The organism is Quisquiliibacterium sp. (assembly GCF_982640115.1).
In genome coordinates this window covers 16325-30467 of sequence record NZ_CEXFHW010000026.1, presented here as the reverse complement: position 1 = coordinate 30467, position 14143 = coordinate 16325, and the positions used below count along the sequence as shown (strand labels likewise).

The 14143-nt window shown below is 68.3% G+C and carries 11 protein-coding genes; 6 read left to right on the top strand and 5 right to left on the bottom strand.

The genetic code is table 11. From position 1 onward, the window contains the following. Both AC2H6A_RS05135 and AC2H6A_RS05130 read left to right on the top strand, forming a co-directional pair. Window positions 1-633, top strand: a 633-nt coding sequence (locus AC2H6A_RS05135; protein ID WP_484272066.1) for a thiolase C-terminal domain-containing protein, incomplete at its 5' end; no start/stop codon positions are given. A 4-nt stretch (window positions 634-637) separates the two neighbouring features. After that, the gene (locus AC2H6A_RS05130; protein ID WP_484272065.1) at window positions 638-1045 is read left to right on the top strand and encodes a Zn-ribbon domain-containing OB-fold protein; all 408 of its coding nucleotides are present in this window, start codon (window positions 638-640) and stop codon (window positions 1043-1045) included. A 70-nt stretch (window positions 1046-1115) separates the two neighbouring features. On the opposite strand, the gene AC2H6A_RS05125 is transcribed toward AC2H6A_RS05130, so the two are convergent. Beyond that, complete coding sequence (locus AC2H6A_RS05125; RefSeq protein WP_484272064.1) at window positions 1116-2297, bottom strand: hypothetical protein; 1182 nt, start codon at window positions 2295-2297, stop codon at window positions 1116-1118. Next, a complete protein-coding gene (locus AC2H6A_RS05120) occupies window positions 2294-2611 on the bottom strand; it encodes a hypothetical protein (RefSeq protein WP_484272063.1) in 318 nt (105 codons plus the stop codon). The genes AC2H6A_RS05125 and AC2H6A_RS05120 overlap by 4 nt, the downstream gene beginning before the upstream one ends. Window positions 2612-2751: 140 nt before the next feature. Between AC2H6A_RS05120 and AC2H6A_RS05115 the strand changes: the two genes are divergently transcribed. From AC2H6A_RS05115 to AC2H6A_RS05105, 3 genes are read left to right on the top strand one after another with little or no spacing between them, the layout of a single operon-like run. Further along, window positions 2752-3753, top strand: a complete 1002-nt coding sequence (locus AC2H6A_RS05115; RefSeq protein ID WP_484272062.1) for a Bug family tripartite tricarboxylate transporter substrate binding protein — start codon at window positions 2752-2754, stop codon at window positions 3751-3753. A gap of 1 nt (window position 3754) precedes the next feature. Beyond that, window positions 3755-5278, top strand: a complete 1524-nt coding sequence (locus AC2H6A_RS05110) for a SidA/IucD/PvdA family monooxygenase (protein ID WP_484272061.1) — start codon at window positions 3755-3757, stop codon at window positions 5276-5278. A gap of 23 nt (window positions 5279-5301) precedes the next feature. Next, window positions 5302-6426 carry a CMD domain-containing protein gene (locus tag AC2H6A_RS05105; protein ID WP_484272060.1) on the top strand — a complete coding sequence of 375 codons (1125 nt, stop codon included), beginning with the start codon at window positions 5302-5304 and terminating at the stop codon, window positions 6424-6426. 38 nt (window positions 6427-6464) lie between these two features. On the opposite strand, the gene AC2H6A_RS05100 is transcribed toward AC2H6A_RS05105, so the two are convergent. From AC2H6A_RS05100 to AC2H6A_RS05090, 3 genes are all read right to left on the bottom strand, one after another. After that, window positions 6465-7094, bottom strand: coding sequence for an FMN-binding negative transcriptional regulator (locus AC2H6A_RS05100; RefSeq protein ID WP_484272059.1), 630 nt, complete (start codon window positions 7092-7094; stop codon window positions 6465-6467). A 67-nt stretch (window positions 7095-7161) separates the two neighbouring features. Then, complete coding sequence (locus AC2H6A_RS05095) at window positions 7162-10089, bottom strand: HD domain-containing phosphohydrolase (protein WP_484272058.1); 2928 nt, start codon at window positions 10087-10089, stop codon at window positions 7162-7164. 66 nt (window positions 10090-10155) lie between these two features. Next, window positions 10156-13083 carry an autotransporter family protein gene (locus AC2H6A_RS05090; protein ID WP_484272057.1) on the bottom strand — a complete coding sequence of 976 codons (2928 nt, stop codon included), beginning with the start codon at window positions 13081-13083 and terminating at the stop codon, window positions 10156-10158. 209 nt (window positions 13084-13292) lie between these two features. Here AC2H6A_RS05090 and AC2H6A_RS05085 point away from each other — a divergent pair, with 209 nt between their 5' ends. Next, window positions 13293-14078, top strand: coding sequence for a transporter substrate-binding domain-containing protein (locus AC2H6A_RS05085; protein WP_484272056.1), 786 nt, complete (start codon window positions 13293-13295; stop codon window positions 14076-14078). The last annotated feature ends 65 nt before the right edge of the window (window positions 14079-14143 follow it).

The following is a 14143-nucleotide window of genomic DNA, read 5'->3' as shown; positions in this document are numbered from 1 at the left end:
CCGCATGCCATGCTGCGCAAGCCGGTCACGGTCGAGGAAGTCATGAACTCGCCGATCGTGTCCGACCCCCTGCGCCGCCACGACTGCTGCGTGATCAGCGACGGCGGCGGCGCGCTGGTGCTCACCCGCCCCGAGATCGCGCGCAGCCTCAAGCGCCCGGTGGTCAAGGTGATCGGCTGCGGCCAGACCCTGAACACCAACAACGGCGGCTACCTCGACCTCACCCGCACCGGCGCCGAGCGCTCCGGCGCGGCGGCCTTCGCCGAGGCCGGCGTCACACCCGCCGACATCGACTACGCCTCCATCTACGACAACTTCACCATCATGGTGATCGCGCAGAGCGAGGACCTCGGCTTCTGCGCCAAGGGCGAGGGCGGCCGCTTCGTGGCCGACGGCGGTCTGATCTCCGGCGTGGGCCGTCTGCCCTGGAACACCGATGGCGGCGGTCTGTGCAACAACCACCCCATGAACCGCGGCGGCATCACCAAGGCCATCGAGGCCGTGCGCCAGCTGCGCGGCGAGGCCCACCCGGCGGTGCAGGTCAAGGACTGCCGGCTCGCGCTGGCAGCCGGCCCCGGCCTGGTCCTCGGCCCCGGCCATGCCCACGCCACCGTCATTCTCGAGCGGGAGTAAGCCCATGACCGACACCCAAACCCGCGCCGGCTTCGAGCAGGATCCCTTCGCCGCCGCCTTTCCCGAGACCCGCGAGTTCTGGGCCGGCGCCGAACAGGGCCGCCTGATGCTGCGCACCTGCGAGGACTGCGGGCGCACCCACTGGTATCCGCGGGCGCACTGCCCGCTGTGCGGCAGCGCCCGGTTGCGCTGGACCGAGGCGAGCGGCCGCGGCACCCTGCATGCCTTCAGCACGGCCCGCCGCGCCGAACCGCAATACACCCTGGCCTATGTCACCCTCGAGGAAGGGCCCACGCTGATGACCAACATCATCGACGCGCCGCCCGAGGCGCTTCGCATCGGCCAGCCGATGGTGGTGCGCTTTCAACCCGCGCCGGAAGGCCGGATGATGCCGTTCTTCACGCCGGCCTGATCCTGGGCGCGCGGCCCGCGGCATCGATGCAGAGCGGGCAGACACGCCCGCGTCTCACCCCGGTGGGCGCCTAGAGGCTGCACTGCCCGGAGCCTGCGGTTCCGGTGGCGCGCAGGCGCGAGAAGCTTGCCTCGAGCGAAACCAGCCGCAACCCGGTGACCCGGGCAAATCCATGATTGGCCGAATCAACCGTCAGGCGCAGCCCCGGCCCGGCCTCGACCGCCACGCTCCGGGCCGCCCCCTGCGAGTCGGTCCCCTCGATGGTGACGGTCGTGCACCCGGCGCTGAAGCAGTTGTCGTGGGCCACGACGGAGGCACGCTCGAACACCGCGCCGCTGGTGCCACCGAGACTGACCATCATCTGCCCGCTCATGAAAACAGACTGATCTCCTGATGATGAGTTCACCCCGAGCAGGTACGAACCGCTGGTCAGCCGGAACTGGTGGTGAACCGAGCCATCGAGGCCGAAGAAATCATCGCTGACCGAGACCGCGGCGGTCGTGGCCGGCGTGACGGTGACAGGCAAGGCCGTGAGCGTCGCAATCGGCCGACCGGGGTCATAGCGACACACCGATTGCACGCTGATGCTGTGCTCGCCGGGAGGCGTGCCGGCGGGAACCGAGATCCGCAGTCCCTCGGCCTTGCCATGGCTGACCCGAACGCTGCTCGAGCCATCGGCCTGGAGCGAACCGGTGAGACTGCCGATGCTCGCCCGCATGTTCACCCGGCCCTGCTGGGTGTTGACCAGGTAGGTGAGATCCGCACAGGCTCCGGCGGCCAGGCTTGCAGGCACGCCGGAACCCGAAGTGACCTGATCGTGGCGATCGATTGCCGCGCGAACTTCCTTCCTGAGGAAGGTTTCCAGGCTGCTGCTGGCATCGAGTGCAGTCCCGGCGGCGCCGGGAAGGGCCGTACCGATCTCGTTGTCGACCAGGCGGTAGGTGAGCGTGTCCAGAAAAAAGAACACCGAGTAGTGAACGCTGCCTGCTTCCTCGGCCCCCCGCACCTTGTTCACGAGCGTGTAGCCGAGATCGGCCCCAGACTGCTGCACGCGGGACACGAGCTCGGCCAGCGCACGCGACGAGGCGGCATCGGGTTCGCCCTGAGTCGTGCTTGCCCAGACACCCACCCGGGGCTGACAGGCCACCGAACTTTTCGATGGTGCGACAGATTCGGAGCCACCCCCACTGCAGGCCATCAGCAGGCAGGGCACGGCGAGCGCCATCAGGCGCAGCAGGCGAGTGATGATCAAGGCCGCACCCAGCCCTGCCAGCTCGGGCAGTCGATCCGGTAGTGTTCCCAGCGCACGCCATCGACCACGAGGGTCGGCGGGTGGTTCGCGCCGCGATCGACATGAACCCGCCGCGTCTCCTCACGCGTCGTGATTCGCTGACAGTTGGGCAGTACCACCTCGTTCTCGAGCGTGCTCTGTGCGGCCACGTCCAGGCGGTTGCCCGAACCCGCGGCCGGGTCGGCGCTTCCCGACTGCGCTGATGCCCCACCAGCCATCAGGCAAAGGCAGGCGTTCGCGAGCCACTGCAGCGCTGCCGTCTTTCGCCTCTGCATTGCGAATCCTCGTTCTGGTGTGGGCCGTCGCAAGCTGAAAACGCTATCACACCAACAAAGGCCGCGATCGGCACGCCGTCTCCGCGAGTCTTTCCTCAAGCTTCGACGGTAACATCCGACCGATGAACGGAGACTTTGCCATGCCCCACCTTCTGCGCCGTCTCGTCCGGCTGCTGCCGGCCTTCCTGCTGTCGCTCGCCACCAGCCTGCCCGCCCTCGCCCAGTCGCCCGACTGGCCGACCCGCCCGATCACGGTGGTCATGACCTTCCCGGCAGGCTCGGGCGTGGATGTGGTGGCGCGCCAGATCCAGGAGCCGCTCGGCAAGGCGCTGGGCCAGCCGATCATCATCGACTACAAGCCAGGCGCGGCCGGCAACATCGCCAGCGAGTTCGTGGCCCGCGCCAGGCCCGACGGCTACACCCTGGTCTTCGGCACCGCCGCCACCCACGGCAGCAACGCCGCGCTCTACCGCAAGCTGCCCTTCGATGTCGAGGCTGACTTCGTGCCCGTGGCGCCCATCCTTGATGTCTCCAATGTACTCACCATCAATCCCGAGGTGATCCCTGTGCGCACGCTCAAGGAGTTCGTCGACACCGTGAAGGCCAACCCGGGCAAGTACAACTTCGCCTCCACCGGCAACGGCACCGGCACCCACATGGCCTTCGCCGAGTTCAATTCGCGGGTGGGCCTCGACATGGTCCATGTGCCCTACAAGGGCGGCCCCGAGGCCATGGCCTCGGTCCTGCGCGGCGAGACCTGCTGCATCATGAATCAGGTGCAGACCGTGCTCGCGCAGTACAAGGCCGAGAAGGTCCGCCTGCTCGGGGTCACCACCGGCAAGCGGGTGAGCGCCGTTCCCGAGGTGCCCACCATCGCCGACAGCGGACTGCCGGGCACCCGCGGCTTCGACAGCTCGATCTGGTTCGGCCTGTTCGCGCCCAAGGGCACCGAGCCGAAGATCATCGCGCGGATCAACGCCGCCCTGCGCCAGGTGCTCGAAACGCCGGAGATCCGGACCCGGCTCGAGAGCGCCGGCAACAGCGTTCGCATTGAATCGCCCGAGCAGTTCCGCGCCACCGTGAAGGCCAACCGGGCCAAGTGGGCCGAGGTGGTCCGTTCGGCCAACATCAGCATCGACTGAGATGGACGGCGATCTGCGCGATGCGCCGGCGGCGTCTGCCGGCAGGGCCGAGCCGGCGCCGCCGCACAGCCCCGAGCGACCCGATCCAGCCGGCCTTGCCGCGCTCGCGGCACGGGTGCGCGAGGATCTCGAGATCCTGTGCCTGCCCGCGAAGCCCTGGGTGCCAACGAGCACCCACGATGGCCAGCCGGTGGCCGATGTGGTGGTGGTGGGTGCCGGCATGGCAGGCCTCGCGCTCACGGCCTCGCTGCACCACCTCGGTCTGGTCACCCGGCTGATCGACCAGGCCGGCGGCGGCCGCGAAGGCCCCTGGGCCACCACCGCCCGCATGGACACCCTGCGCTCACCCAAGGAACTCACCGGGCCGGCGCTGGGCATCCCGTCGCTCAGCTTTCGCGCCTGGTATGTGGCCGGCTTCGGGGCGCAGGCCTGGCAGGCGCTCGGCAAGATCCCGCGCCTGCTCTGGGCCGACTACCTGCAGTGGTACCGCGAAGTGCTCGGTCTGCGGGTCGAGAACCACAGCCGCCTGCTCGATGTGCAACCCCGTGCCGATGGCGTCAGCCTGCGGGTCGGTGATCCGCGGCGGCCAGCCGATGCCGGATGCTGGATCCATGCCCGGCATGTGGTGCTGGCCACCGGCCGCGATGGTCTGGGCGGCCCCTGGGTGCCGGCGTGGGCGCAGTCGCTGCCGGCCGGGCGCTGGATGCACACCGGCCATGCCTGGAGCGGCGAGCGCCTGCGCGGCCAGCGGGTGGCGGTGATCGGCGCGGGCGCCTCGGCGATGGACGCCGCGGCCGAGGCGCTCGAGCATGGCGCCGCGCAGGTGACGCTGCTGGTGCGGCGCCCCGATCTGCCACGCATCAACAAGAGCAAGGCCGCGGGCAATCCCGGCACTGCCCACGGTTTCTGGGACCTGCCCGACGACTGGAAGTGGCGCTACCGGCACTACATCAACCGCGAGCAGGTGCCCCCGCCCAAGGCGAGCGTGCTGCGGGTGTCGCGTCATCCGCAGGCGCGCTTCATGCTGGGGGCGCCGGTCACCGGGGTGCGTGAACTGCCTGATGGCGCGATCGAACTGCGCACGCCCGCAGGCGCGGTGAGCGTCGACACGGTGATCTTCGCCACCGGCTATCGCATCGACTGGACGCAGCGCCCCGAGTTCGCCGCGATCGCGGCGCAGGTGCGCCGCTGGCGCGACCGCTTCCCCACGCCGCCCGATCAGGCAGACGAGGAGCTCGCCAACAGTCCTGACCTCGGCCCGCTGTTCGAGTTCCAGGCGCGTGAGCCCGGCGCCTGTCCGGGACTCGAGCGGGTGCACTGCTTCAACTTCGCGGCGGTGCTCTCGCACGGCGCCACCACCGGCGACATCCCGCAGATCAGCGACGGCGCCCAGCGCCTGGCACGCGGCCTCGCAGGCCGCCTGCTGGCCGACGATGTGGCGCATCACTTTGATGCGCTGGTGCGCTTTTCCGAACCCGAGCTGATCGGCGATGAGTGGTCGGCCGCCCTGCCCGAGCGCCCCTGAGCGCGCGTCCACCGGATCCCGCCATGTCCTCATCCCAGGCCACCGACTTCCTCGATGATGCGCTCGGCGCAAGCACCGGCAGCGAGCTGCACCGGCTGCGCCAGCAGCGCGCCAGGGTGCGCGATGCCAGCCAGGCCGCGCATCTGGCGGTCTTCGATCCGGCGCTGCCGGGCCTGAGCCTCACCGAGCGCCTGGAAGCGGCGCTGGTGGTGGCGCAGGCCAGCGCCTGCGCGCCGCTGAGCGAGCGCTTCCAGGCCCTGCTGGCCCGCGGCGCGAGCCCCGTGCCGGGCGCACGGCGCGACGCGGTGCTGGCCTTTGCCCGCACGCTGGCCGAGCGCCCGCAGGACGCGGGCCGCGAGCGCCTGCTCGGCCTGCCGGCGGTCGGCCTGAGCACTGCCGAGGTGGTCACGCTGGCCCAGCTGATCGGGCTGGTGGCCTATCAGGTGCGGGTGGTGGCGGGCCTGGGAGCCATGACCGAGGTGCAGTCGGCGCAAAGCGCCGCCGACGCAACGCCGGCCGCCCCCTTCGTCCACCCCGCCACCCTGCCTGCGCCGGGCGAACCGGTGCGCATCAACGGCTTCACCAGCGAGCCTCTCGACTGGAAGGCCTGGCTGCCGGTGCTCGATCCCTCACAGGCCACCGAGCACCAGCGCGCCGTGCTCAAGGCGAGTCATCCCACCGCCAGTTCCTCGGACTACTACCTCACGCTGGTCCAGCAGCCCCACATCCTCGAGCAGCGCTCGGCCGCCTTCAACGCGATCATGTACGCGCCCGGCGGCCTGAGCCGCGCCGAGCGCGAGCTGGCCAGCACGGTCACCTCGCGGATCAACGGCTGCGTCTACTGCGCCGCCGTGCATGCGCTGCGCTTCGAGCAGCTCACCCAGCAAAACGCGGTGATCGCGCAGGTCTTCCAGGACCCGACCGGCGCCGGCACCACGCCGCGCGAACGGGCCATCGTGCAGGCCGCCATCGCGCTCACCCGCGAGCCCGCCCGCGTGGGGCCGGCAGATCTCGCGCCGCTCGCGGCCTGCGGCCTCAGCAGCCTCGAGATGCTCGACCTGATCCATGCAATCGCGATCTTCGCCTGGGCCAACCGGCTGATGCTCAACCTGGGCGAGCCGGTGTACCCGGGGCGGGCGGCCGAATAAGGATCGGGCCGACCCGGGGCGCAACCTGGCGGCGTCGATCACCCCCGAGGCGGATCCGCCATCGCCTGCGCCAGCGCGGCCTGACCGCGTTCGCGCAGCGTCTGCACCGCCCCCTGCACATCGCGCGCCTCGCGGTTCTGGCTGAGCTTGGACTTTCCCTCCAGACGGGTGATCGCGATCTCGATGCCCACGATCGCCCTGACCATGCCATCGATGTAATCGGCGGGTGAATCGCCCATCTTCCAGGGTCGAGGCTCCTGGGCCTCGTGGGTGCGGGTGAGGCGCGCGACCACCCCGCGGATGAAGCGCTCGTCATCGCGCACGGTGAGCCGGCCATGCGCATGCACCACCTCGTAGTTCCAGGTGGGCACGAGGCGGTGGGTCTCGTGCTTGCTCGGATACCAGTTCGGTGAAATGTAGCTCTCGTTGCCGCGGAAGATCACCAGCACATCGGCGCCGCTGGCGCATTCCTGCCAGACCGGATTGGCCCGCGCCACATGCCCGGTGAGCAGGCCCGCCGGACCCGCCGACGGATCGAACTCGAAGGGAATGTGGTTGGCGTCCACCCCGGCGCCACTCGGCGTGACCAGGATGCCCAGGGGATGCTCGCGAATGATCCGATGCAGCACGGCGGTATCGGTGACGCGAAAGTGCGCGGGGGTGTACATGTTGAGGCCGTGGCAGGTTGCAGCGGCAAGACGCCGCAGGTCGAAGGCTACACCGCGCGCCGATCTGTCAGGCCGGCGCCTTCGCCGCCAGGCGGACGAGGCCCTCGACATCCACCCGGTCGATCTGCGCCGGATCGAGGAAGCGCACCGCGTACTCCCGCCAGACCTCCCGTCGCAGGAAGAGCTCGTAGAGGTCGGCGTCGATGTGCCGGTCCCGGGCCATGAAGGCCATGATCTTCAGAGACTCCGAGAGCGTCTTGGGCTTCTTGTAGGGACGATCGGACGCGGTCAGAGCCTCGAAGATGTCGGCAATTGCCATCATCCGGGCCACCGGGCTCATCTGCTCGCCGGTCAGTCCACGGGGGTAGCCGCTACCGTCGAGCTTCTCATGGTGCCCACCAGCGTATTCCGGCACCTGACGCAGGTGCTTCGGAAACGGCAGCTGCGAGAGCATGACGATGGTCTGCACGATGTGATCGTTGATCTTGTGGCGATCCTCGTCAGTGAGCGTGCCACGGGCAATGCCCAGGTTGTAGAGCTCGCCACGGTTGAAGCGCAGCGCGGGCACCGGTGTGCGCACACCGAAGCGCCGCGGATCGACAGCGCGCCCGAGGTCCAGCTCGTGCTCGATCCGGTGCTCGGGCTTGTCAGCCAGCAGCGGCTCGCGCACCGGCAGCGACGGCGCCGGCTCGCGCGCCTTGCGGCGCTTCTCCTCCTCGGAGATGCCAATCCGGTCATCGAGGGTGCGCTGCCAGGTGCGCGCGGCGATGGCAAGAAGGCGATCGCGCCGCGCAGGATCCATGAACTCGCCGCCTTCATTGCACGAGGCAACGAAGGCGAAGTCCTCGTCGAGTTGCCGCTGCGCGGTCTGCATCGTGGCCTCGGCCTGCGTTCGGTCCTCACCCGCCGCGATGGCGCGCAGACAGGCGATCTCGGCATCGCGCTTGAGCACCTCGAAGCGCATGCGCACCTCGTGGATCCGGTCGTGCAGGGTCTCGAGCTTGGTGGCCTTGTCCACCACATACTCGGGCGTGGTGATCTTGCCGCAGTCATGCAGCCAGGACGCCACATGAAGCGCCTCCCAGCCGGCCTCATCCAGCTGAAAGTCGGCAAAAGGTCCGCTGCGCTGGGCGCAGGCCGCGTTCGCCAGCATGCGGGTGAGCTCGGGCACTCGCTCGCAGTGCCCGCCGGTGTAGGGGCTCTTGGCGTCGATGGCGCCGGCAATCAAGCGGATGAAGGCCTCGAACAGCGCCTTTTGCTGGCGTATGAGGTTGCGAGCCTCGAGCGAACTGGCCGCCGAGCCCGAGAGCGCGCGGATGAACGAGACCTGGGCGGGCTCGAAGGCCTCGACACGCGCGAGCAACAGGCACCCGACCGCCTCGCGCTCACGGTTGAGCAGAGGCACCGCGAGGACATGATCGAGCGCGGCATCGGCCAATGCCAATCCGAGTGTTTCGCGCTGGGCCGCGTCGAGTCGAGCAAGGCTCGGCTGCTCCTGCCCGAGGGCCATGCCCATCGGCGTCTGCGCATCGGGCAATGCGAAGGCGGTGATGCCGTCGATACCCTGCGCATGCCCCGCCCAGCGCGCCGCCACCGGCATCAGACGCGCGTCATCCACCAGATACAGCACCCCGGCCTGGGCGCCGGCGGCGTCCATGGTCTCGGACAGCAGCAGCGGCAGCAGCTGCTCGAAATCCGCCACCGAGGCCACCGCCTCGGTGAGGGTCAGGAACCGGCGCACGGTGCCCTTCATGCTGTCCATCGTGGTCGCCAGATCATCCACCTCGGTGATCGACGACCGGACCGTCACCGGCGCCGCAAAGTCGAAGTGACGGACACGGTCGGCCTCGGCGGCCAGACCCCGCAGCGGCGTGGAGACGCGACGCGAGGCCAGCACCACCACCACGATGGCCAGCAGCGCGATGAGCAGCGCGGTCCAGACCGACCGCGCCCGCACCGCATGGGCCTGCGCGAGCAGCTCGTCATCCGGAATGGCCAGCACCAGATGCAGCGGGATGCCGCCGGTGATTTCGATCGGCGTGATTGAAACCCGCCAGTCGCGGCCATCGACCTGCAGCGTGGCGGTGTGGCTGTCCTTGGGGTCAAGAGCCTTGACCGTGCCGTGAAGAGCCTGCAGCACCGGGATGCCCGACTCGGCCAGGGTGCGCATCCGCGGCTGCCCCGATGCGTCAGGCGCCAGCAGATACAGCCGATGCGGATCCTCATGGGCGAACAGACGAGCGTCAGGCGTGACCAGCGCCATCTGCGTATCGGGCGTGCGGCGTGCCGATTTGAAGAGCGCGCCCAGGGTCTCCAGGCGAATGTCGGCTCCCACCACCACCGGCGCGCCAGGCACCGGCGTGGACACCGTCATGCCCACCTTGCGGGTGGTGAAGAAGACATAGGGTTCGCTGGTCACGGTGCCGCCGCGACTCAGCGCATCGCGGTACCAGCGCCGCGTCCGAGGATCATAGGCGGTGGCATAGCCGGGCTGATCCTCCTCGCGCAGCGACTGCAGATCCGCGTCGAGGAAGACGAAACGACCGCGCGGACCCTCGGCGCGTTGCTCGATCGACTGGAGCAGATAGCGCGACCCGGGCGGCGCCCTGAAGTGGGTCTGATCGGCCTGATCGTGCAGCCGCCTGAGCATCAGCAGATCGCCGTTGGCGTAGCCGAGGTAGAGGGAGGTGAGCAGGGACGATGAATCGAGGGTGGCCTGCAGCTGCGGCAGACCGGCCCGCCGCTCGCGGGCGTTACCGCTCGCGCCCAGGGGCGTGCGACTGATGATGGCAGTGGCCATGGTGGCCGATTCGATCGCGCGCTCGAGCTGGTGATCGGCCTCGCGGTCGACCGCCTCGAGCAGGTCGGCCGCCGAAGAATCCAGCATCAGGCGCGTCGATCGGTAGCCCTGCACCGCGGTGACCGCGGCCACCAGCACGAAGATGCCCACGAACAGCGTGGACAGGTGCACATGCATCGGCCATCGATTTTTCATGGGCAAGCTTTGCTGAAAGACCGCCGCGGTGGCGATGCGGCCCGCGCCGGGCCGCCAGGCCGGCAACTACCAGAGGTAACGCACCCGCAAGCCCACGCCCCATTCCGACCCATAGGTATGACGGGCAAAGGCCACCCCGCCCGCGACTTGCCAGGGGCCGGGTGTCTCGCTGGCCAACCCCATGCCCAGCGTGACTGTGAGCGGCCCGCGGCCCTGGCCCACGAAGGACTGGGTGTTGCCGGGATTGGCCTGGAGCGCGGCATTCACGCTGTGCTGGCGGCTGCTGGCCAGGTCGTACTCCAGCCGGGCGAAGCCCACCGGCCGCACCGGCACATCCGGGCGAATGCGAGGCATGCGGGCGTTCACGCCCACATGGGTGATGTAGGCCGACGCACTCGCCGCATCGAGCGTAAGGCCATACACCGCGCTGCCCTGTTCGGTGAAACCCGCCTGGTGGTATGCGGTGACCGAGGCGCCGATCTCCGGGCGCAGCTCATAGCCCTTGCGATCGATCCAGTCGATGCTGGTGCGAAACCCCGCGTGCAGATTGCGGCTGGCATAACTTGCCTTGAGCGTCTCGCGGATATCGCCAAAGTTGTACTGCCGTGTGGAGTCATGGGTGCCGTGACCATAGGCCAGCTGAACACGGGTTTCGTGGCCGGGCCCACGCCACTGCGCGTACACGCCGCCACTCCAGGTCTGGCCGGAAAGCTGGTGGTTGGCGAGATCCTGCTCGGTCAGGCGGGCCTGACCATAGGCCAGATAGCCCCCCCAGGCGCCGCCTAGCCAGCGGCCAAGATCCTTGCCCACGGTGAGGTGCGTAAGCCCATAGCCGAAGCTTCCCAGACCGTCCTGGCCGTTGATGCTGCCGCGGGACTCGGACGCATCGATCCACATGCGCTCGCCGCTCGGGTCGGTGTCGGTCGCGCGCATGAACACCAGGTTGCGGGTATTGGCGATCATCTCGAGGTTGACCGTGATGAAGGAGGAATAGGGCTCGGGGTGAACCTGATCAAGATAGCCGCTGAGCTTGCGATCAGGCGCGCCGGCCAGTTGCTCGTTGGTGACGGTGTTCAGGGTCTGGGTGATGGCCGGCGAGCTGGCAGCCGCTGCGATCAGCAGGTTGGCCGCGCCCTGACGGTTACGGGTGGTGAGGGCCGGGTTGTGCTGGATATCGCTGATCGGCCGCCGGTCCATGAACAGCGTGACATCGGGGCGGCCGTTGGTACCGGTGTCACCCACCGAGTAGCTGAGCAGCGCTGGCATGTCCACCGGCCTGATGGTGGGAGCGTACCCGCTGGTGGTGATGGTGCCGGCCACACCCGGAGACTCGGCTGCCAGCACCGTGATCGATCGCCCGGCAAGCGCATCCACCGACAGACCGCCCTTGCCGCGCACCTCGATGACCGGCGCGCCGTAGAAGATCACCGGTCGTGCCCCATAGGTGACCATGGGCCGCGTGGGCAAGGCGCCAGACGGGTCGAGATTGAGCACCACCGAAGCGCCAGCCGCGAAACCCAGGGCATTGTCGAAATGCATGCTGCCGTAGCCGGCGCGCTGGTAGGGCATGAGAAAGCCCCCCGACTGCATCAAGACCACCCCGTTGCCCCGGACCGGGCCGCTTCCGGAGAGATGCCCGCCGATCATGATTTGTCCGGCGTTGGTGGTCGACATGGCCCTGTCGTCGAGGACCAGCTGCGTCCCCGGCTTGATGGTGAGCAACCCCGACGTGCTGATCTCCAGTTCCGCCCCCACAGCCGTCGGCGCAAGATTGCCGCGGATGCGGGCGTTGTTCTGATCCGGGGAATACAACATTACCTGGGCCTTATCACCGATCTCGAGCCGCCCCCCGTCGAGGTCGATGCTCCGGGAGTACATCGCGGTGTGATCCAGGCGAAGGACCGCGCGTCCCATCAGCGAGACCCTGTCGATGTTCACATCGGTGATCTCCGAGATCTTCAGCGATGCGCCGCCGCCAAAGCCAGCAACGACCAGATCCTGGAAGTTCAGCCGGTTGAAGGCCAACCGGCCCGCCGGCTGCACCACGCCGGTGATATCGCTGATGCCAGACGCATACACGTGGGTGGCGTTGAGATGGGCGTTGCCGTCGATCGTCCCGCTGAAGTCGCGCAGGAAGATCTCGTAGGAAACCACCTCGGTAATATGGCCCATCGTCAGCCGGCTGCCGCCCGAGAACTCCAGCTTGTCGAAGTGCCCACCCGCCCATTCCGACCCGAGCGTGACCAGTTCGGCGCCGTTGCTGAAGCGCGCCGTGCCCTTGTTGACATACAGCTTGGTCTGATCGAGCACCAGCCGGCCGCCGTTGACATCAATGAAGGTGTCCTTGCCCGCAAAGTACAGGTGGCGGCTCGGGATTTCATCAGCGCCGCCATTGAAATTCCGGAAGGCGAGGCTGGCCCCGGGGGACACCCGGATGGTGGCGAGGCTGCTGATTACGCTGCCCGCGCCACGCTCGATGGCGTTGTCGCCGGCCAGCGCATTGATGGTGAAGTGTCCGGGAACACCGTGGTTGAGGTGGGTGGTCGGCTCCAGAATCAGGCGTGAATTGCGCATCGACAGCGTGCTGTCGGCGGCACCGAACACCAGCCTGACGTTGTTCATCGTCAGGTTGACCTGGGTGAGATCGAGCGACCCCAGCCGCATGGTGATGCCAAGGCCGGCATGACCATCCGCCATGGCCGGGATGTTGATGCCGCGGAATTCCAGGTCGATCGGCCGGGTGAGGGTGTTGTCACCGACGCTGGCCCTCTGGAAATGACTGAAGCCGTACTCCCGGAAGTCGGTGTCGTTCTGGAAGGGGATCATGCCGCCCCGATTGCCCATCGACACCTCGGTATAGACCGGGTCGAAGGTAAAAAGATCGCCGTAGTCGGGGTAGTAATAGGTTGCTGCCGGGGCACGGCCGCAAAGGCACAGCAGCAGGCTGAAGGCGGCCGAGGGCGCCAGCAGGCGTCGGCGATTGAGCCAAGGCATGGAAAACGCTCCGTAGAAGCATGACGCCGCGAAAACATCGCGACGAGCCCCTGGGCCGTGACAGACAGAAAGGAGCGCCAGTCCGCAAGCACCGGTCGAGCCGCCCCGATAGTACGCTCAGGCCAGCCCTTTTGAAGGCCGATCAGTGGCCTGCTTTGCTACAGTCCTTCCGTCACCGCCTGCTTGTCCCCTTCACCCGGAGCCCCGTCATGCGCCGCCGCACCGTCCTCTCGCTCAGCCTCGTCGCCTCCCTGCTGGCAGCACCTGCCGCCTTCGCGCAGACCGCGCTTGACGAGATCCTCGCAAAGAAAGCCATCACCATCGCCATCCCCACCGACTTCCCGCCCTACGGCTTCGTGGGCACGGACCTCAAGCCGCAGGGCCTGGACATCGACATGGCCAACCTCATCGGTGCCCGTCTGGGCGCACGGGTGGAACTCATGCCGGTAACCAGCGCCAACCGCATTGCCTACCTGCAGACCCGCAAGGCGCACCTGGTGATCTCCACCCTCGGCAAGAACGCCGAGCGCGAGAAGGTGATCGACTTCACCGCCGCCTACTCGCCCTTCTTCCAGGCGGTGTTCGCCGCGAAGGCACTCAATGTGAAGTCCTTCGCCGACCTGGCCGGCAAGACGCTGGCCGTCACACGCGGCGCCATCGAGGACATGGAGATCACCCGCCTTGCGCCACCGACGGCTGACATCAGGCGCTTCGAGGACAACAACGCCACCGTCTCGGCCTTCGTCTCGGGGCAGGTGCAGACCATCGCCACGGGCGCCTCGGTAGCCGGCAACATGATGCAGCGCAACCCGCAGCTCAATGCCGAGTACAAGCTGCTGATCAAGGACTCGCCCAACTTCATCGGCGTGGCCAAGGGCGAGGACAAGCTGCGCGCCCGCGTCAACGAGATCATCGCCGCGGCCAAGGCCGCGGGCGAACTCGACCGGATGGCGCAAAAATGGCTGGGCCGCCCGGCCGGTGATCTGCCCAACTGATGTCGTCGGGGCGCATCTGTTGTCGCCGCCTCCCGGCACTGAGCCACTGAGCTGCTGAGCAGACC

Excerpts from the sequence above, each read along its gene's own strand:
- AC2H6A_RS05110 (WP_484272061.1), top strand. The coding sequence starts at position 3,755 with ATGGACGGCGATCTGCGCGATGCGCCGGCGGCGTCTGCCGGCAGGGCC.
- AC2H6A_RS05095 (WP_484272058.1), bottom strand. The coding sequence starts at position 10,089 with ATGAAAAATCGATGGCCGATGCATGTGCACCTGTCCACGCTGTTCGTG.
- AC2H6A_RS05105 (WP_484272060.1), top strand. The coding sequence starts at position 5,302 with ATGTCCTCATCCCAGGCCACCGACTTCCTCGATGATGCGCTCGGCGCA.
- AC2H6A_RS05120 (WP_484272063.1), bottom strand. The coding sequence starts at position 2,611 with ATGCAGAGGCGAAAGACGGCAGCGCTGCAGTGGCTCGCGAACGCCTGC.
- AC2H6A_RS05130 (WP_484272065.1), top strand. The coding sequence starts at position 638 with ATGACCGACACCCAAACCCGCGCCGGCTTCGAGCAGGATCCCTTCGCC.
- AC2H6A_RS05085 (WP_484272056.1), top strand. The coding sequence starts at position 13,293 with ATGCGCCGCCGCACCGTCCTCTCGCTCAGCCTCGTCGCCTCCCTGCTG.
- AC2H6A_RS05115 (WP_484272062.1), top strand. The coding sequence starts at position 2,752 with ATGCCCCACCTTCTGCGCCGTCTCGTCCGGCTGCTGCCGGCCTTCCTG.
- AC2H6A_RS05090 (WP_484272057.1), bottom strand. The coding sequence starts at position 13,083 with ATGCCTTGGCTCAATCGCCGACGCCTGCTGGCGCCCTCGGCCGCCTTC.
- AC2H6A_RS05100 (WP_484272059.1), bottom strand. The coding sequence starts at position 7,094 with ATGTACACCCCCGCGCACTTTCGCGTCACCGATACCGCCGTGCTGCAT.